The sequence below is a fragment of the Mesorhizobium sp. RIZ17 genome (genome assembly GCF_051127865.1).
Taxonomy (GTDB): Bacteria; Pseudomonadota; Alphaproteobacteria; order Rhizobiales; family Rhizobiaceae; genus Mesorhizobium; species Mesorhizobium humile.
Window position 1 is genome coordinate 5169252 of the sequence record NZ_CP147861.1, and the last position, 17866, is coordinate 5187117.

General features: G+C 64.5%; 17 protein-coding genes. 4 read left to right on the forward strand and 13 right to left on the reverse strand.

Annotated elements, in window-relative coordinates:
• Positions 1 to 153 (forward strand): hypothetical protein, encoded by a 153-nt coding sequence (locus WDX12_RS25075; protein WP_434722411.1) that lies wholly within the window; start codon positions 1 to 3, stop codon positions 151 to 153.
• A complete protein-coding gene (locus WDX12_RS25080) occupies positions 150 to 836 on the forward strand; it encodes a D-lyxose/D-mannose family sugar isomerase (RefSeq protein WP_434722412.1) in 687 nt (228 codons plus the stop codon). Before WDX12_RS25075 ends, WDX12_RS25080 begins: the two co-directional genes overlap by 4 nt.
• Before the next feature lie 18 nt (positions 837 to 854).
• Here the strand turns inward: WDX12_RS25080 and WDX12_RS25085 are convergent, their stop codons facing one another.
• The 7 genes from WDX12_RS25085 to WDX12_RS25115 are packed head-to-tail and all read right to left on the reverse strand — an operon-like array spanning position 855 to position 7109.
• Positions 855 to 1130, reverse strand: a complete 276-nt coding sequence (locus WDX12_RS25085; RefSeq protein ID WP_434722413.1) for a hypothetical protein — start codon at positions 1128 to 1130, stop codon at positions 855 to 857.
• 19 nt (positions 1131 to 1149) lie between these two features.
• Positions 1150 to 2028 (reverse strand): RDD family protein, encoded by an 879-nt coding sequence (locus WDX12_RS25090; protein ID WP_434722414.1) that lies wholly within the window; start codon positions 2026 to 2028, stop codon positions 1150 to 1152.
• Positions 2015 to 3031 carry a stage II sporulation protein M gene (locus WDX12_RS25095; RefSeq protein WP_320297351.1) on the reverse strand — a complete coding sequence of 339 codons (1017 nt, stop codon included), beginning with the start codon at positions 3029 to 3031 and terminating at the stop codon, positions 2015 to 2017. Before WDX12_RS25095 ends, WDX12_RS25090 begins: the two co-directional genes overlap by 14 nt.
• Positions 3028 to 4332, reverse strand: coding sequence for a DUF58 domain-containing protein (locus tag WDX12_RS25100; RefSeq protein WP_434722415.1), 1305 nt, complete (start codon positions 4330 to 4332; stop codon positions 3028 to 3030). Before WDX12_RS25100 ends, WDX12_RS25095 begins: the two co-directional genes overlap by 4 nt.
• Positions 4329 to 5285: an AAA family ATPase gene (locus WDX12_RS25105; RefSeq protein WP_434722416.1), complete on the reverse strand. Its 957-nt coding sequence runs from the start codon at positions 5283 to 5285 to the stop codon at positions 4329 to 4331. Before WDX12_RS25105 ends, WDX12_RS25100 begins: the two co-directional genes overlap by 4 nt.
• Entirely contained in the window at positions 5272 to 6486 is a 1215-nt protein-coding gene (locus WDX12_RS25110) for a DUF4350 domain-containing protein (protein ID WP_434722417.1), read from the reverse strand. Before WDX12_RS25110 ends, WDX12_RS25105 begins: the two co-directional genes overlap by 14 nt.
• A complete protein-coding gene (locus WDX12_RS25115; RefSeq protein WP_434722418.1) occupies positions 6483 to 7109 on the reverse strand; it encodes a DUF4129 domain-containing protein in 627 nt (208 codons plus the stop codon). Before WDX12_RS25115 ends, WDX12_RS25110 begins: the two co-directional genes overlap by 4 nt.
• 149 nt (positions 7110 to 7258) lie before the next feature.
• On the opposite strand from WDX12_RS25115, the gene WDX12_RS25120 reads away from it, so the two are divergent.
• The gene (locus WDX12_RS25120) at positions 7259 to 8041 is read left to right on the forward strand and encodes a hypothetical protein (RefSeq protein WP_434722419.1); all 783 of its coding nucleotides are present in this window, start codon (positions 7259 to 7261) and stop codon (positions 8039 to 8041) included.
• A 135-nt stretch (positions 8042 to 8176) separates the two neighbouring features.
• Here WDX12_RS25120 and WDX12_RS25125 read toward each other — a convergent pair whose 3' ends face one another.
• The 4 genes from WDX12_RS25125 to WDX12_RS25140 form a co-directional block, all read right to left on the reverse strand.
• A complete protein-coding gene (locus WDX12_RS25125) occupies positions 8177 to 9862 on the reverse strand; it encodes a hypothetical protein (protein ID WP_434722420.1) in 1686 nt (561 codons plus the stop codon).
• An 80-nt stretch (positions 9863 to 9942) separates the two neighbouring features.
• Positions 9943 to 11067 carry an NAD(P)/FAD-dependent oxidoreductase gene (locus WDX12_RS25130; RefSeq protein WP_434722421.1) on the reverse strand — a complete coding sequence of 375 codons (1125 nt, stop codon included), beginning with the start codon at positions 11065 to 11067 and terminating at the stop codon, positions 9943 to 9945.
• Positions 11068 to 11140: 73 nt separating this feature from the next.
• A complete protein-coding gene (locus WDX12_RS25135) occupies positions 11141 to 12655 on the reverse strand; it encodes an amino acid ABC transporter permease/ATP-binding protein (protein ID WP_320297344.1) in 1515 nt (504 codons plus the stop codon).
• Between the two features lie 104 nt (positions 12656 to 12759).
• On the reverse strand, positions 12760 to 13596 hold the full coding sequence (locus WDX12_RS25140) for an ABC transporter substrate-binding protein (RefSeq protein WP_320297343.1): 837 nt from the start codon (positions 13594 to 13596) through the stop codon (positions 12760 to 12762).
• Between the two features lie 192 nt (positions 13597 to 13788).
• Here WDX12_RS25140 and WDX12_RS25145 point away from each other — a divergent pair, with 192 nt between their 5' ends.
• Positions 13789 to 14865, forward strand: a complete 1077-nt coding sequence (locus WDX12_RS25145) for a LacI family DNA-binding transcriptional regulator (RefSeq protein WP_434725707.1) — start codon at positions 13789 to 13791, stop codon at positions 14863 to 14865.
• 61 nt (positions 14866 to 14926) lie between these two features.
• Here the strand turns inward: WDX12_RS25145 and WDX12_RS25150 are convergent, their stop codons facing one another.
• Complete coding sequence (locus tag WDX12_RS25150) at positions 14927 to 16567, reverse strand: ABC transporter substrate-binding protein (protein ID WP_434722422.1); 1641 nt, start codon at positions 16565 to 16567, stop codon at positions 14927 to 14929.
• A 291-nt stretch (positions 16568 to 16858) separates the two neighbouring features.
• Positions 16859 to 17866, reverse strand: coding sequence for an alpha/beta hydrolase (locus WDX12_RS25155; protein ID WP_434722423.1), 1008 nt, complete (start codon positions 17864 to 17866; stop codon positions 16859 to 16861).

Genomic DNA, 17866 nt, shown 5'->3' on the forward strand with positions numbered 1-17866 from the left:
ATGCGCTTCAAAGAAAACGACTGGGTTTATGGCCCCGATCCGGCCGGATGTCACGGTCCAGAACTGCCGGTTTGCGTCGACAGCGGACCGGCATTGGGCTATTCGGAAGGTCAGATTTCAGCAGGCAGCGGCCGGAAGGAAAAGAACCCATGAAGCGCTCAAAGATCAACGACATCATCCGCGAAGCCGACGCCTTCATCCGCTCCTTCGGCTACATCATGCCGCCCTTCGCCTATTGGTCGCCGGAAGAGATGAAGGCGCACAAGGCCGACTCCTCGGCCATCTTCACCTCGCGCCTCGGCTGGGACATCACCGACTACGGCCAGGAGAAGTTCGACGAGCTCGGCCTGTTCCTGTTCACCGTGCGCAACGGCCGCTACGAAGACATGAAGCTCGGCATGGGCATGCTCTATGCCGAGAAGATCATGATTTCGCGCAAGGATCAGCTGTCGCCGATGCACCGCCACAACATCAAGGCCGAGGACATCATCAACCGCGGCGGCGGCAAGCTGGTGCTGGAACTGTTCATGCACGACCGCGACGGCGGCATCGACCCGAAGGCCGAAGTCTCGGTACCGGTCGACGGGACCATCACCAGATTGCCGGCCGGCGGCCTGCTGAAGCTCGATCCCGGCCAGAGCGTGACACTGCTGCCCGGCGTCTGGCACGCCTTCTGGGCCGAGGGCAAGGATGTGCTGATCGGCGAGGTTTCCACCGTCAATGACGACCTCACCGACAACGTCTTTCGCGAGCCGATCGGCCGCTTCTCCAACATCGACGAGGACGTCTCGCCGGTGCACCTCTTGGTGTCGGACTATGAGAAGTGGGTCGGGTAGGCGAGGGCGCTGAGACTTCTATTTGGTCTGAGTGAGAAGTGCGCGCAGTCGGCGCACTTCCGTGATCAGGCGTGGGATGTCCTGACGTGCGGCGGCCATAAAATCCTGGTCTGCAACTGTTGCGCCGGACATTTCTATGTCCTCGCCACGTTCTGCCCCATTGCCGGTCTGGATGAAGTTCGATCCTCCGTCGAAATCCCGGCCTTCGACCCATGATTTCCACGGACCGGGTTGGGCTGCCGCCGCCCGTGTTTCCATTTCTTGAATTTCGAGTTCTGACAGAGACGTCTTCATTTGAGATCACTCAGGCGCGCTACCGCGCGTACTTATCCGCCTTGCGGTTCCCAAGCAGCAGCTTGCGTTCGAGATGCGCGCGCAACTCGCCATAGTAGGCGGTGAGGAAAGCCTTTGAATCGATCGGCTCGACCCTGGCGCCGATCTTGCGGGCGATGGTCTCCGCCACCGCCTTCAGCGCCGAATAATCGTCGCGGCGCAGCACTTCCTCGAGCTTTTGCAGTTCGGCGATGCCATAGGCGTCGAGCTGCGCCGGACTGAATTGGAAGCGGGCCGCGACCGGATCCTTGCGCTGCGAAAGGTCTTCGAGCAGCGCCACTTTTGGCGCCTCGACCACCCAGGTGCCGGCGAGCAGGTCGCCGATTCTGAGCCGGTCGCGGTTGAACAGCGGGAACAGCGAGAAGAGCAGCGCCCAGACCAGGCCGAAGATGGTGGTCAGCGTGTCGGCGACATCGGCGCTGGCGCGCGCGGCGAGGATCGACAGCGGCAGGAAAACTTCGATCTCGCGCATCAGGTTGCGCGCGATGACCTGGTCGAGCGTGAGGCCGGCGCCGCTGCGCGACGCGACCCTCACGCCAACCATGCGCTTGCCCGGCGTCGCTGCCCGCCGACCGGCCTCGAAGGCGATGAAATAGACGTTGCGCAGGAAGAAGATGAAGATGATCCAGACGATGAACAGCGGCTGCGCATCCTGCACGCCAAGCCCGCCAAGGCCGAACAGCGCGACGAGGCTCACCACGACCGCCGCCACGATGATGATCACCACGTCGAGCAGGAAGCCCGAAGCCCGGGTGCCGGCGTCGGCCAGCTTGACCCTGAGGTCGACGCCCTCCGGCGTGACCAGTGGACGGATCAGCGCTGCCGGGTCCTTGACCTTCGCTGCCCTAGCGGTCGCCATGCCGCACCATCCGGAACAGGTAGAAATAACAGATCCAAAAGGCCAGCATGCCGCCGCCTATCGAATAGCGGGTGAGGTCGCTGGTGATCGTCTGCCGGCCGATGCCCTCCAACAATCCGGCGAAAAGCAGCATCACCGTGACGCCGATCATGGCGGTCGCAGCCACGCGGCCGGCCCGTGCGGCCGCCGCCATGCGGGTCAGTTCGCCGGGAAAGGCGATGCTGGTGCCGATGCGCATGCCGGCCGCGCCCGCGATGGCGATGGCGAACAGCTCCGTCGTGCCGTGGATCGAAAGCCAGCCGCCGAGCTCGAAGCCAAGGCCCTTGGCGGCATAGATCTGGAAGATGGCGCCGAGCATGCAGCCATTCATCAGGATGATCAGCACGCTCGGCACGGCGAAGGCGAAGCCCAGCGCGAAGGCCAGGATCGAGACCTGCGTGTTGTGCGTGAAGAGATAGGCGGCAAAGCCCGACAGAAAATGGTCGCCGCCGCCGTAAAGCACGGCCCGCAGCGTCTCGGTCGACGAATCCGGATTGCGCCCGCCCGCCAGGCTCGGCGCGATGATGGCGTCGTACCAGCGCTTGTCGGAGGCGACCAGCCAATAGCCGGCGATCGCGCCGATCACCGTCAACCCGACCGATGTCCACACCTCGCGCCAAAGGTCGCGGATCGCAGCCGGCCAATCGTGCAGGAAGAAGTCGCCGATGCGCGTCCTCAACGATCGCCGCGCGCCGTAGAGATAGAAATAGCCGCGCAGGCACAGCGCCTCTAGATAGGCGATCAGCGCGCTGTCGAGCGAGGTCGCGCGCGCCACCGAAAGCGACGACAGCGCCGAGCGGTAGAGCAGCGGCAGCGACAGCAGCTCGTCTTCCGACAGCGCGCGCGGCGCGCGCTTCTCGACGCGCGCCAGCAGCGCCTCGAAGGCTTTCCAGTCGGCTTCGCGCTCCTGGCGGAAGCTTGCCAGCGACTGGCGCACCGCATCGGTGCCGGCCGACAGCGTCATAAGAGGTTTTCCTCCTTGAGCTGGATATAACGCCCGACCAGCGCCGGGCCGAGCCGCTGATGGTCGGCCTCGATGACATGCGCGCCGAGCAGCCTGAGCCTGCCGATCACCACCTGCCGCTGCCGCAACAGGTCGCCGGCGGTGACGGAGCGGGCGACATCCTCGGGCGCCGCCGGCGCCATGTCGGCTAGCGTCTCCAGCTCCACATCCTTCATCAGCATGAACAGCACCAGATGCCGCTCGGTCAGCCGGCCGACGGTGCGCAGCATCAGCTCGGCGCTGATCGGATCGACGAAATCGGTGAAGACGATGACCAGCGAGCGCCGGTCGAGCCTGGCCGAAAGCGTGGTCAGCGCCAGGGTGAAGTTGGTTTCCTCGGTCGAATAATCGATCTCGGCGGCGCGCTTCTGGATCATGGTGAAGCTCGGCGAGCCGCGCACCGCGCCGCTGGAGACGCGCGGCCGGGCGTCGAAGGAAAACAGGCTGACGAGATCGCCGCCCTTGAGCGCGATGAAGGCCGACAGAAGTGCTGCCGTCACCGCACGGTCGACTTTCGGCACGCCGTCGACGGGCTCGCACATCAGCCGGCCGCTATCGATGGCCAGGACGATGTTGTTGTTCTCCTCGATCCGGAATTCGCGCGCCAGAAGCTTGCCGTGGCGGGCGCTGCGCTTCCAGTCGATCATGCGCCGGCCCATGCCGGGCTGGTAGTCCTTCAGCGCCTCGAACTCGCGGCCCTGGCCGGCGCGCTTCTGTGCATGGCCGTCGGCAAGCGCGGAGCGCTGCAGAAGCGTGATCGCTTCGTCGCGCGCGCTGCTGACGTCGGGCAGCACCGCGACCTTGCGATCGACCGGCAGAACGACCTGGTTCCAGATCAGCCCGAACGGACCCTGCCAGCGCAGCCACAACCGGTCGAAACTGGCGATGCCGCGGCGGATGGCCTCGAATTCGAGGTCGAGCGTGCCGCCATTGGCCGGCAGCGCGCCGCCGGTGCCGGCGACCGGCTGGAGCCGCTGGTCATGCCCGACACGCGCCTGCAGGCGCCGCGGCTTGGCGCCGAAACCCGCCGCGATGTGCAGCGTGAAGCGCCCGCCGACGCCGACCTGCGGCGGCGCCGTCAGCGTGGCGTTGAGCGAGGCGCGGCCTCGCCCGGCGGCGGCGTCCACCGCCAGGAAGGCGAGCAGCAGGCAGATCCACAACAGGCCGAGATACCAGACATGCGGCAGAGCGAGCGCGATCAGGAAGGCGGGGATCGCCCCCGCCGCCGCTGCCCAGACCGCTCTGCCGCTCGGATAGATCAACGCGGCGCTTCCGTGTGGTCGACGAGGTCGGAGACGATCTGCTCGACCAGCCGTCCGTCGATCTGCGCTGCCGGCGAGAGAACGACGCGGTGGCGCAGCGCCGGCACGGCCAAAGCCTTGACGTCGTCCGGGATGACGTAGTTGCGGCCGTCTAGCGCCGCCCTGGCGCGCGCGGCGCGCGCCAGCATGGCGCCCGCGCGCGGGCTGGCGCCGACCTCGAGGTCAGGACTTTCGCGCGTGCCGCGCACGAGTGCTGCGATATAGCCGACGATATCGTCGACCAGCGTGACCTCGCCGACCGTGGCAAGGGCGGCTTCCAGCGTCTTGCGGTCGGTCCGCGCCTTGATGCCGTATTGCTCGATATCGTGCGAGGCCGAGCCGCCGCCGTGATGGATGATGATGGCGCGCTCTTCCCGGAGGTCCGGATAGCTCACCCGATGCTTGAACAGGAAGCGGTCGAGCTGCGCTTCGGGCAGCGGATAGACGCCCTGATGTTCGATCGGGTTCTGCGTCGCCACCACCATGAAATTCCGGCCAAGCGAATGCGTGGTGCCGTCGAAGGTGACGGCATGCTCCTGCATGGCCTCGAGGAGTGCTGCCTGCGTCTTCGGCGGCGTGCGGTTGATTTCGTCGGCAAGCAGAAGGTCGCAGAAGATCGGGCCGCGCGTCAGCGTGAACTGCCCGCTCTGGAAATTGTAGATGTTGGCGCCGACGATATCGCCAGGCATCAGGTCGGGCGTGAACTGGATGCGGCCATAGGCGACGCCGAGCGCCTGCGCGAAGCAGCGCGCCGTCATCGTCTTGGCGGTGCCCGGCGGGCCTTCGAGCAGGATGTGCCCGCCAGCAAACAGCGCAGTCAGCATCAGGTCGACGGTATCGCGCTGCCCGGTAATCGCTTTCGCTACTTCTTCCCTGATCGCGTTCGCCAGGGCCTTCACTTCATCGACGTTCACCGAGCCTCCTTGCCGTCCAGTCATGCAGCTTTTCCGCTGCTTCATGCATTCCGGCCAAACTATTGGAATCATTCACTGCCTTGAACCGCGCGGTGAAGCCGTGCGCTTCATCCTTGTCGCGGGAGTCCAGCCAGCGGTCGAGCGCCTCGCCTTGCAGCCCGTGCGGCGCGCCAAGCAAGGCAGCGGCGCGTTGGCGCATCAGCGCCGCATAGCGGTCGCCAAGCTCTTGCAGCCGCCCGGCGCGCCTGAGCAGCATCGCCGTGGTGTCGACCAGCGCCCGCTTGCCGAAGGCGATAGCGCGGCCTTCCGCACGCGGCGGGCCGAAGCGGCCGAGCCCATGCAGGAAGGCGAGCCCGGCGGCCACCAGCACCGACAGCGTCAGCGCCAGGAAGGGCGGTTCGACCAACAGCTTGGCAAGATCGTATTTCTGGCCGATGCCGTGCAGCGTCAGGTCGAACATGACGGCGCCCTTGGCGGGCTCCAGCATGGCGATCATGTCGAGCGCGGCGGCTGCCGTCTGTTCGTCCTTCAGCCCGGCATTGTTGATGAAATCGGGATCGGTGAGGATGTAGAAGGGTTCGTTGTCGAGCTCCGTCAGGATAGCCCTGCCGTCGCCGGCCGCGATCAGCGGATGGTCGTCCGCCACCCATTGCAGGTCCTCCGGCGCGGGCACCGTGCGGCCGGCGATATTGATCTGCGAGAGCGTGTTCTTTGCCTCGCCGAGCTTCGCCTTGGCGATGCGGCCGAGCCAGTCGTTGACGACCGTGTTGGGCAGCCGCTCGACCTTGGTCTCCCAGCCGTCATGGCTGAACAAGGGAAAGGTCTGCCATTTCGGCAGCACGAAGAGCGTGTCCTTGCCCGAGCGCAGCTTGATGATGTGGTCGAGCGCGGCCGGGTCGCTGCCCGGTGCGATGGTGACGACGAGCAGGAAAGTCGAGGCCAGCGGGGACGCCAGGTCCTTCTCGCCGCGTTCCATCGGCGGCGCTTGTCCGTTGGTCAGCTTCAGCCATTCGACAAGCCCGGCATAGCCGGTGCCGCCCTTCGAGAACGGCGTGCCGCCGCCTTCGGGCTCGCGGAAATCGGGGGCATAGGTGGACAAAAGGAAAAACCCGGCCGCCGCCAGCAGGCTGGCGAAAATGCCCCAGAACAGGGTTTTGCGGCTGAACGGTTCTTGCGCTGCCCCTGTCATCTGCGCGGTCATGCCCAGGCATCCCGAAAGGCGAAACGCTCATAGGCGCCGCGCGCCTGCCGCCAGCCCTCGACTCCGACGGGACGGCGGGCAAACAAGGCTGCCTCGACGATGCGGGCGATCTCGCTGAAGGCGGCGCGGGGCCGGGTGGGGATGGAGCCCGCGCCGGCGATATCGCGCGCGGTGAGCGACGGCCGCAGGAAATCGGGCAGCCGCGTGGCGATGTCGGCGACGCTGCGGCGAAGCAACAGATGCACCGCCTCGTCATATTCGCCGCGCGCTGCCAGCGCATCGGCCTCGGAGAGCAGGATCTGGGCGGCGCCCGCGTCAGGACGCCACTCTTCCTTCGCTTCGGTCTCTTCGCGTTTCCGCCGCCATGGCAGGCGCCAGGCAACGCCTTTGGCCTCGAGGAAAAGCAGGAAAGCAATGATCGCGACGCCGACAATCACCGCGCCCCAGAACAGGTAGATCATATACGGACCGAGCTTTGCCAGGCCGTCCAGAAACGGCTTCAACCACGCCGGCGGCTCGGGCCGCACATAGGTCGGCAGCCCGAACTGGATCGAATCGTCGGCCAGCAGCTGCTTGTGCAACTGCGCCAGCCGTCCGGCCCCCTCCGTCGCTGCGGCTGTCACCCGCTCGTTCCCCCTGCAACCTGCGGTTCGGGGCCGACACTGGCAATACGCCATGACAATTGCAAGCGCACTGGACGTAGCCCTTTAATCTTGGCAAATTTACTTTGAAGTCATCCGTTGGATACGGTGGTGGTTCGGGGGAAATTATCATGACGACTGTGACATTGGGACAACCCGGCAGATTCGAGATCGGCAGGGTATTCAGCAACACCTTCGGCGTGATTGGCCGAAACATCGGACTTTGCGTGGGGTTGGCGGCTTTGTTTGCGGGTCTGCCGGCATTGCTCATCAGGCTGTGGACCCAGCCGCAGATCGACGCAATGATGCAGCGCGACCCCGCCGCCATGGCCGACCCAAGCGCCATGTTCCGCAATTCCTACATCACCATCTTCGCCGGGCTGATCTCCTTCATATGTGCGCTGCTGCTGCAATCGGCGCTGGTGCGGGCGACCATCGAGGACCTCAACGGCAAGCGGCCGTCCTTCGGCGACTGCATCCAGATTGCGATCCGCTTCCTGCTGCCGACGCTCGCGGTCGGCCTTCTCGTCGGTCTCGGCGCGGGTATCGGCCTGATGCTGTTGATCGTGCCGGGCATCATCCTGTGGCTCGGCTGGTCGATGTCGGTGCCGGTCCTCATCCAGGAGCGTCGGGGCGTGTTCGGCTCGATGTCGCGCAGCCGGGCTCTGACCAAGGGCAGCCGCTGGTCGCTTTTCGGCCTGTTTCTCATTCTCATCATCATCGCGATGATCATCCAGTGGGGGATATTGCTGGTTCTCGTGCTGTTCGGCGGCATCATCGCCGAGATCGGAGCCGCGCTGGTGCAGACCGTGGTGTCGATGGTGCTCTCGATCGCCACGGCGGTGAGCTACGTCGAACTGCGCCAGGCGAAGGAAGGAGCGAGCATCGACGAACTGGCGGAGATCTTCTCGTAGCGGCTGGCGCCGTCGTCGCGGAGCAACAGCACGCCTAGAGCAATTCCAGGAAAAGTGTGAGCGGTTTTCCGTCCGGAATTGCGTCAAAACAAGGAGATAGAGCGGTTCGCCGTTTCCGTGAAACGGTGGAACGCCCTAGTGACAGCAGCAATGATCCGCTGGCACGCTCGTCCTGCAGAGGCAGGACGAGGTGATCGCCACATCCGCCTTGGCCAGCGCCGTGGCAAGCTTCGCCTGCAACCTGGGCAGTTCCTCTTTCTCGCCGCGCCGCTTCAGGCATTCGACCAAGCCGTGCAGCGCCCAGACATTGTCCGGATGCTGGGCGCAGCGTTGCACGGCGCCGCTCAGGCCCAGATCGTCGCGATAGACCTGCTCGGCCTCGGCCGCGTGGCCCTGGTCGAGCAGGAGTGCCGCCAGCGCATGGCGCGGCGGATGCATCCAGGCCCATGGCTCGGTGTAGGAGAGATTGTCGTCGATCTCGACTGCGCGGCGCAGATGCGAGTAGGCCTCGTCGTGACGGCCCTGGTGATAGGCGAGCTCGCCGTCGAGCAGCGCCGCGCCCACGGCGAGCGAGGCTTTCGTAGGGTTGCTTAAGAATCGGCGCTCGGGCAGAATACTCTCGATTTGCCGGCTAAACAACTCGCGTTCGCGCTCGGCGGAAGCGAAGTCGCGCAGCGTCGCATGCGCCACGCCCTTGGCGTAGTGCTGCAGCGCGGCGGTCACAACATAGAGGTCGGGCTCGCTATTCATCGGCTCGTCGATGATCTCGCGCCAGCGCCCGAAGCGCACCTGCACATGCGATTTCATCGCGTGATAGCCCTCGACCGTCTGCGTCAGCTTCGGCCGCTCGGGGATGCTGACGACGTCGCGCGTCACCAGGTTACGCACCTTGTCGGCCGCCCACAGAGCAGGGCGGTACTGGCCAAGAAACATGCAGGTGAACATCATCAGATGCAGGTCGTGGCAGCAGCCGAGCAGGTAATAGGTCGGCTCGCCGGCATAGGCGAGGTAGAGGTCGTTGGCGCGCACCGCCTTCTCGCTGGCGAGCTTTGCCTTCTCATATTCGCCGCAAAGCACGTAAATGTGCCCAGGCATATGGTTCATGTGGCCGGCATCGGGACACATCGTGCCCAGCCGTTCCGCTGAGCGCATGCCGCGCTCGGGCTGCGTCGACATCTCGAGCAGATGGATGTGGAGATGGAGCGCCGCCGGATGCGGCGCGGCCCCTGCCTCGTCCGACATTCGGATCGAGCGTTCGCAGATATCCAGCGCTTCGAGGACGTCCGAATTCGGCGCAGGAGCGCCGGTCTTGAGGTTCCACAGGCGCCGCACCGTGCGCATCATCAGCGCCTCGACGGTCAGCGCCATGACGTCATGGTCATCGGGAAAGTCGCGATAGACGTGCCGCATGGCGGCGGCATAGGCGTCGTCCCATTTTTCGAATTCCGCGGCGCTCACGCCATGCGGCTGCTGGAAGCGGGCGGCCAGCGCCTCGATCAGCTGCTGCTCGACAGGGCTGGCGCTCGCCGCATTGGCTTGCGCCAGCCTCGCATGCTCGAAGCAGCGCCTGGCGACATGATCGGCCTCGGCCTTGCCATGTTCCTTCCAGGTGAGGTTATAGAAAGGCCCGGCGGCATAGGCGATGCCCCAATGCACAAAGGCGCAAGCTGGATCGGTCTCCAGCGCCTTCTCGAAGCACTTTATGCCTTCCTCGTGGTTGAAGCCGTAGCACCAGTTCAGCCCGATATCGAACCAGCGCTGCGTTTCGGGGGAGGACGTGGAGATGGGGCGGCGATAAGTGCCGAGGTCGAAATGATCCATGCCTTGCTGCTTCTCGCATTCCGTGCGGGCGGGACCCGGCGCAATCTGAGCCGAAACGCAACAGCTTGGCAAACGGCTTCTCAGCCATCGAAGCGCGAGGGGCGAAACGGCTCGAGCAAGGGATTGGCCGTCCCGCTGACGATCTCGCCGGCCAGCAGTTCGCCTGCGATGAGCCCCAGCGTCGCGCCACTGTGACTGAAGACGACATGATAACCCGGAATACCGGTCAATTGGCCGACGACCGGTTCGCCGTCCGCCGGAATGGGCTTCGGCCCCACGTGAAGGCTCTCCAGGACAAGTCTCGGGTTGCCCTCCAGCACCGAGGAGGCTTCCTTGAGCAGCCCTGCGATCGTGGACGGCTTTGCCTCGTATGTGCCATCGTCTCGCACGATGACTTCCTCTTCCGACCATGCCGAATCCAGCGCGAAGGCGCCGTTCGGAGTGGGCCTGATGGCGACGCGAGGGGTGTTGAGCACGGCACGCAGCGGATGCGGAACCGGTTTGCTGAAAACCAGCAGCGCACGTGTCGTGCCGTCGCCTATATGCCTGCCGACCTTGGCAGCCATTGCCGGCACTGCCGGGCCGGTCGCGACCACCACGACATCGGCACCGACCACCTCGCCGGAAGTGGTCTTCACGCCGCTGACGCGGCCGTTGGCGAGTGTGACGTCGGCGGAGCCGGCGTCGCTGAGAATGCGGCCGCCGCGTTCGCGAAATTCCGCCAAGAGGAGGTTAATCAATGAAGGCAGGTCTACCCAGCCTTCGCCGGCATTGAAGATGGCGCCCTGGGGCGAGACAGCGCGCGGGTCGACACCAGGCGTGACGGCGCTGAGTTCAGAAGGCGCGAGTAGCTGTGTCTGGTAGCCAATAGACTGCTCGTGCCGGTGGATCTCCGCTATCTGGTTGGAAGCATCGTCGGCGTCCCAGGTCAGGCCGCCGTCGAACCGCAGCCAGGCGCTGCAATCATGACTGGCCGCAAAAGCCTTGTAGCGTTCAAGGCCTTGAATACGCAGCTTGTGATACGCCGCGGAGCGCTTCCGCGCCGAATTGAGCCAGGCCAGCGAGCGCGACGATGCCCCGTTGGCGACGGCGCCGTCGTTCACAATGGTGGTTTGGACGCCGAGGCGAGCGAGGTGGAAGGCTGTGGAGACGCCAAAGACGCCGGCGCCGACGACGACGGCCTTGAGGGCGGTGTTATTGGTCATGGAAGCAACTTTCGATGGTTCGGACGATGAGTTCTATTGGATATCGGAACGATAGGTTGGGGGCCGACATCGTTCACAGCACCTCGGCCAGGAATTGCTTCAGTCGCGGGCTCTTCGGCCTGTCGAAGACTTCGGCTGGCGGACCGACCTCGACGATGCGGCCCTCGTCCATGAACGCGACCTGGTCGGCGACCTTGCGGGCGAAACCCATCTCGTGGGTGACGACGATCATCGTCATACCGCGTCGCCCCAGATCGGCCATCAGGTTGAGCACGCCTTTGACGAGTTCGGGATCGAGCGCGCTGGTGACTTCGTCGAAGAGGATGACCTCGGGTTCCATGGCGAGAGCCCGCGCGATTGCAACGCGCTGCTGCTGGCCGCCCGAAAGGCGGCTCGGCCGGTAGTCCGCGCGGGCGGCGAGACCCACTTCCGTCAGGCGTCCCTCGGCAAGTCGCCTGGCCTGGCTTTGCGCCATGCCTTTTATCCTGGTCAGCGCCAGCATGACGTTCTCTATTGCCGTATGGTTCGGGAACAGGTTGAAATGCTGGAACACCATGCCGACACGTCGCCGCAACTTCTCAGGCCGCATCGCCAGGATGCTCTCGCCGTCGAGCATCACGTCGCCGCCTTTGGGTTCGACGAGCCGGTTGAGGCAGCGCAGCAGGGTCGATTTCCCTGAGCCGGACGGGCCGATGATGCAGGTGACCGTCCCCGGCTCCACCTTGAGCCGGATCTGCTTGAGAACCTGATGCTCGCCATAGGCCATGTCGAGATCGCGGACTTCGAGGCTGCCGGCCTTGATGGCTGGTTCCTTCTCGGCCTTGGCCACTGAATCCTTCAGTTCGCCCACTTCGACGAGGCCGCTGACAACGCCGCCCGCCTTCTGTTTGCCGAGGCGCAGCCGGTTGTCGATGTAGTTGACCACATGGGTCAGTGGGACGGTGATGACGAGATAGAAGACGCCGGCCAGGAGCAGCGGCGACAGATTGCCGGTAACGACCGCCTGGTCCTGGCCGATGCGGAATATCTCTCGTTCTGAGGCCAGCAGGCCGAGAAAGTAGACGAGGCTGGAATCCTTTACGTTGCCGATGAACTGATTGACCAGCGCCGGAAGCACGCGGCGTATGCCCTGTGGGATTACGATCAGCCGCATGCCCTGGTTGTAGCTCATGCTGAGCGCGCGGCAGGCTTCCATCTGGCCGCTTTCGACGCTCTGGATACCCGAGCGGAAGATCTCGCCGATATAGGCGCCGGCAATCAGGCTGAGCGCCAGGATGCCGAGCGGGTAGGGCGAGGGGCCGAAAATCTCACGCCCGATACGGGCGAATCCCTGGCCGATCAACAGGATGGTGAGGATGGCGGGGAGGCCGCGAAAGATGTCGGTATAGACGCGTGCCGGGATGCGCAGCCAGGCGGAGCGGGAGATGCCCATCACGGCGATCACCATCCCAATCAGGACGCCGAGGACCGTCGATGCGGCGGCGAGGATCAGCGTATTCTTCAGTCCGACCGCCAGCAGCGATGGCAGCACCGATGCCATCGCGTCCCAGTCGAAGAAACTTCGTTGAAGATTTGCGAGCCAGTCCATCCGTCATCCTGCCTTGCGAGGCGGCGCAAATTGCCGCTCGGCCGATCATTTGCCGTCTGCCAAGGGAATGGCCACCGGCATTCGCGCCGGCGGCCGAGCCCAGGTCAGTTCTTCTTGGGCAGGTATTGATCCGGCATCGGGGATCCGGGGAACCATTTCTGGTAGAGGTCCCGCCAGGTGCCGTCCTGCATGGCTTCGTGGATGCCCTTGTTGAGCGCCTCGCGGAACGCGTCGTTGCCTTTGCGCACCACAAATCCAGCGGGTGCGTCGAACGACGGGATGTTGACGGCGATCTTCAGGCTCGGATAGCGCTCGCCATATTGCTTGGCAGCTTCATAGTCGAGGAAGTGACCGTCGATCGTGCCGTTGTTGAGCGCGGCGATGGCCGAGTTGTTATCCGGGAATTTCACCAGGTCCGTGTTCTTGAAATTTTTGGTCGCGTAAATCTCCTGCAGCGTCCCCTGGACGACGCCCAGCCGCTTGCCGGCAAGGCCGTCGGCGGAGGTGATCTTGGGGTCCGACGTCAGCACCGACAGATATCCGGCGAGATAGCCGTCTGAGAAATCGACGGTCTTCTTCCGCTGCTCGGTCGTTCCGATCGCGGCGACCGCGACGTCGAAGCGCTGGTTGGCGACCGATGGCATCAGCGCCGAGAATTCCTGGCCGGTGAAGGTCACCTGGTCCGGCTTGAAGCCCATCCGGCCCACCACGTTCAGGAAGAATTCGAGATCGAAACCGGTGAACTTGCCGTCGGCCGTGGTGAAGGCATAGGGCTTGGCATCTCCCATCGTGCCGACGCTGATCGTCTTTGGGTCTATGAGATTGTATGGGTTGTCCGTCGCCCAGGCCTTGGGCAGCGATAGGACTGCAAGTGCGACTGCCAAGATCAAGGAGCCGACGCGCTGACGCCGGCTTGATATGAAAAGACCTCTGATATTCATGGTTGTTCTCCACTCTGAAGATCGGCCCGTGCGGGGGCACAGCGAACAATTTTCTGTACGGCCTGCGATCCGGCGCCTGTCGCGCTCTTGTTATCGTGAGACCGGTCTCAAGTTGGCTTGAGACCGGTCTCTTGACATTTGTAGGCACGACGACGAGCATCCGTCAACGAATTTGAGAGTGACTTGTCCACAATGAAGCGGCCGCCCAAGATTTCCTCAATCACCGTTAGCGACGTAGCCCGGGAGGCGAAGGTTTCGAAGGCGACCGCCGCGCGCGTTCTGGGCGGCTATGGCCGGGTCAGTCAGGCGGTGCACGTGGCCGTGTTGGAAGCGGCGAAGGCGCTGGACTATCGGCCGAATGAGCTGGCGCGCAGCATGACGACCGGCCGTTCGGGCAGTATCGGCGTCGTCGTCGGTGATATCGAAAATCCCTTCTTCTCGCTCGCGGTGCGTGGCATCAGCGATATCGCGCGGTTGTCGGGCATCAACGTCATCCTGGCCAACTCGGGTGAGGAGGTCGAAGCGGAAAGGAACGCCATACGCGTGCTCCTGGCAAAGCAGGTCGACGGCCTGATCGTCACGCCCGCCCAAGCTGGAGACATCGCCCACCTCCGGGAGATTTCCTGCCCGCTGACGCTGCTCGACCGGGCACTGCCGGAGCTCGATGTCGACACGGTCACGGTCGATGACCGCGACGCCGCGCTACGCGCCACGCGCATGTTGACCGAAGCCGGGCATCGTAGAATCGCCTATGTCACCGCCGCGGTGCTGTCCGGGGATTTTCGCGGTGCCGCCTCAAGGATCAATACTTCCACGGTGCGCGAGCGCATACTGGGCTTCCTCGAAGCCTGCCGCCAAGCCGGCATCGAGGATGCGGAGCGCAACATCCGTTTCGGCAGCAGGCGGTCGGAGAGGTCGCATGCCTCGCTGGTGCAATTGCTCCGGAGCGCCGACAGGCCAACCGCAATCCTGGCCTCCGACAGCGTCGTGGCGCTCGATCTCTTCAAGGCGATCCGGGAATGCGGCCTCGGCATTCCGCGGGACATATCGCTGGTGACCTTCCACGATGCCGACTGGACCAGCGTGACGACGCCCCCGATTACCGTGATCGATCAGCCGGTCTACGCGCTCGGAAAATCGGCGGCGGAGCTGCTAATCCGCCGCCTGAAAGGCGATGACCGGCCACCTGAAAGGATAGTCCTGCCGACGACGATCATCGAGCGGATGTCAGTAGGTGGCCCCCTGACCCAATCGGACGATCGATCCTGACCCGTGCAGGCCGCCACAAACGGCCCGGAAGGCCGCGCCGGCCGTCTCAGTTCCGGAAGGATCAGCTCTCCAGCCAGACTTTTTCGAAATGCTGCTCGAGCGCCTGGTGCTGTTCGCAGCCCTGCACGCCCTTGCGATAGGTGCGGTAGACCGAGCGCCAATAGGGTTGGATGATGATGCCGGAGTCGCGCAGGTTCTGTTCGATCTTGGCCATGATCTCCTTGCGCGCCGCCGCGTCCGGGGTCGCCAACGCCTTGTCGAGAAGCTCGTCGAACTCCTTGTTCGCATAGGCGCTTTCGTTCCACGCCGCGCCCGACTTGTAGGCGAGTGCCAGCACCTGGACACCGAGCGGACGTCCCAGCCACTCGGTGCAGGAATAGGGGAACTTGGCCCAGTCGTTCCAGAAGGTCGCGGCCGGCAGAACGGTGCGCTTGATCTTGAGGCCAGCCTCGCGGATTTGAGCGGCGATCGCGTCGGCGGTGCTCTTTTGCCATTCGACGTCGACAGAGATCAGCTCATATTCATGGTCGGCCTTGCCGGCTTCCGAGATCAGCTTCTTGGCCTGGTCGACATCGCGTTTGGCAGGGCCGATATCGGCGAATTCGGGATGCATCGGGCCGACATGGTGGTTGTCGGCCGGCTTGCCGCGGCCGTCGATGCCGAGCTTCAGCACCGCCGCATTGTCGACCGCAAGCTGGGCGGCGCGGCGCACCTTGACGTCGTCATAGGGCGCATTGCCGACGTTGAAGCGCGCGACGATGGTCGAGCCGGTGGCGATTTCCGAATTCTGCAGGCCCATCTTGTCCGTCTGCGAGACTGCGTCCGACGCGGTCTCGTGGTCGGTGTCGATCTCGCCGGATTCGAAGGCCGACAGCGTGGCGTTGGGATCCGAGCCGTAGTCGACCCATTTGATGCCGTCGAGGTGGAACTCGCCCTTCCACCAGGGCTTGTCCTTGCGCTTCACCTCGGCGCCCGTCTCGGCGTCCCAGCTCACCAGCTCGCAAGGGCCGGTGGTGATGGCCAGGGCCTTCTTCGGGTCGGCATCACCCTCATAGGAGCGGTGCATGATCAGTGCCGGATAGTCGGCCATGCCGGCGATCAGCGAAATGTCGGGCTTCGGCAGGTTGAGCTTGACGGTGTAGTCGTCGACCTTCTGGATGCCGCCGTCGACAGGTTTCTTGGTGTCGGCGTTGACCAGCGCGCCCATGCGCGCCGCGACCGAATTGCCGGCGACCGAGGCATCGCACCAGCGGTTGAGGTTGTGGATCACGTCGTCGGCATTGAAAATGTCGCCGTTCGACCAGGTGATGCCCTTGCGCACGTGAAGCGTGATCGTCTTGGCGTCGTCGCTGGTCTCCCAGCTTTCCAGCAGCCAGGGTTCGAAGGAAAAGTCGGTTTTCCAGCGCACGAGATATTCGTTGCACTGGCGCGCGACATTCGACATCTCGACGCCGTCAAAGGTGCGCGGATCCTTGAAACCCTTGACGTTCATCGCGACGCGGAGCACGCCGCCCTTTTTCGGCTCGGCGGCACGGGCAGGCGAGGGAGCGATCCCGCCCAGCGCCATCGCGCCGGCGGCGCTGACGCCGAAGCCGGCCATCAAAGCCAGATATTCGCGCCGGCTGATCGCGCCGGTCTTGAAATCGGCGGCGATCGGCTTGGCCTGCGGGTGCAGTTTTCTGTCGGTCAGCATGAATTTCATCGTCGTTCCCTCTGTTGTTGGCGCATGTTGCCCGCGCGGCGGTCTGTTGGGGCAACGAGTTGCACGAAGCCAACGGTCGCCCCGGGATCGCGAGGCGGGGGCGGATGCGACCGCCAGGGCGCCGTTGCCTGCGAGGGAATGATAGGTCCGCTTCCCGCGGCGAAATAGTTGGATTTCCGCAGTTCTTGTGCGCTGTTCCGCAAGGCGTTGATACAGCTGATCTCCCCCTTGTGAGAGTTGAGGAGCGATCCGCGTAGCGGACGCAAAGCCAAGCAATTGGCTTTGCGTCCGCTACGCGGACCGCTCCTCAACCCCCACGCGGGGGGAGATCAGCGCGTCACCGCCGGCACCCAGCTTGCCGATGTCGCCGATAATTCTGGCAAACGCCTCCGCTGCCCTTGGCACCGTTGCACGCGCCCGCAGAAAACTGTGCACCAGCCGCTTCTCTTCGCGCCACGAGGCCTGTCCGCCAGATGCAACAATCCGGTCGCGATAGGTTTCGCCGTCCGAGGAGAGCGGATCGCATTCCGCGGTGACGATGATCGTCGGCGGCAGGCCGGAGAAATCCCGGTCTTTGAGCGGCGAGAAGGTCGGGTCGTCCTGTGGCTGCCCGGGTGCGGAACGGACGCGCCGATAGAAGTCGATGTCGGCGAGCGTCAGCAGCGGCGCCTCGGCATGCTCGATGTAAGAGCGCCCGCTCTGGTCGCCGCCCAGGCCGGGATAGATCAGCATCTGCCCAATGGCGGGCCGCATATGACGCTGCGTCGCCTGCGCCACCGCGGCGGCGAGATTGCCGCCGGCGCTTTCGCCGCAAAGGACGATCGGCAGCGTGCTGGTCGCGGCGACCCACTCGAACACGGCCAGGGCATCGTCGAAGGCGGCTGGATGCAGATGCTCCGGCGCCAGCCGGTAGTCGGCCGAGACCACCTCGAAACCGGTGCCGGCGCAGATCTCGGCGCAGATGTCGTCATGGCTGTCGAGGTCGCCGAGCACAAAGCCGCCGCCGTGATAATAGACGACAATCGCCGCTGCCGGCTTGCCCGCCATGCGGTAGCGCCGGACCGGGATCGCATGCGTGGCCGTCTCGACGAGGCTGTCACTGGTGGTCACGCCTTCCGGGCGGCCCAGGTGGAATGCCACGCACATCCGGTTGTAGACCGCTCGCTGCTCGGCGATCGGCGCGGCCACAATCTCCGGCGGGTACCAGCTGTTGACCTTGTCGATATAGTCGCACAGCTCCGGGTCGAGCCGATCGGCATATTTGCCGCGGCTCGTCGAATTGCTTGGGTTGCTGACCAC

Bases quoted from the DNA above. Each gene is read 5' to 3' on its own strand.
- WDX12_RS25075 (WP_434722411.1), top strand. From the start codon at position 1: ATGCGCTTCAAAGAAAACGACTGGGTTTATGGCCCCGATCCGGCCGGA.
- WDX12_RS25080 (WP_434722412.1), top strand. From the start codon at position 150: ATGAAGCGCTCAAAGATCAACGACATCATCCGCGAAGCCGACGCCTTC.
- WDX12_RS25085 (WP_434722413.1), bottom strand. From the start codon at position 1,130: ATGAAGACGTCTCTGTCAGAACTCGAAATTCAAGAAATGGAAACACGG.
- WDX12_RS25090 (WP_434722414.1), bottom strand. From the start codon at position 2,028: ATGGCGACCGCTAGGGCAGCGAAGGTCAAGGACCCGGCAGCGCTGATC.
- WDX12_RS25095 (WP_320297351.1), bottom strand. From the start codon at position 3,031: ATGACGCTGTCGGCCGGCACCGATGCGGTGCGCCAGTCGCTGGCAAGC.
- WDX12_RS25110 (WP_434722417.1), bottom strand. From the start codon at position 6,486: ATGACCGCGCAGATGACAGGGGCAGCGCAAGAACCGTTCAGCCGCAAA.
- WDX12_RS25120 (WP_434722419.1), top strand. From the start codon at position 7,259: ATGACGACTGTGACATTGGGACAACCCGGCAGATTCGAGATCGGCAGG.
- WDX12_RS25125 (WP_434722420.1), bottom strand. From the start codon at position 9,862: ATGGATCATTTCGACCTCGGCACTTATCGCCGCCCCATCTCCACGTCC.
- WDX12_RS25130 (WP_434722421.1), bottom strand. From the start codon at position 11,067: ATGACCAATAACACCGCCCTCAAGGCCGTCGTCGTCGGCGCCGGCGTC.
- WDX12_RS25135 (WP_320297344.1), bottom strand. From the start codon at position 12,655: ATGGACTGGCTCGCAAATCTTCAACGAAGTTTCTTCGACTGGGACGCG.
- WDX12_RS25140 (WP_320297343.1), bottom strand. From the start codon at position 13,596: ATGAATATCAGAGGTCTTTTCATATCAAGCCGGCGTCAGCGCGTCGGC.
- WDX12_RS25145 (WP_434725707.1), top strand. From the start codon at position 13,789: ATGAAGCGGCCGCCCAAGATTTCCTCAATCACCGTTAGCGACGTAGCC.
- WDX12_RS25150 (WP_434722422.1), bottom strand. From the start codon at position 16,567: ATGAAATTCATGCTGACCGACAGAAAACTGCACCCGCAGGCCAAGCCG.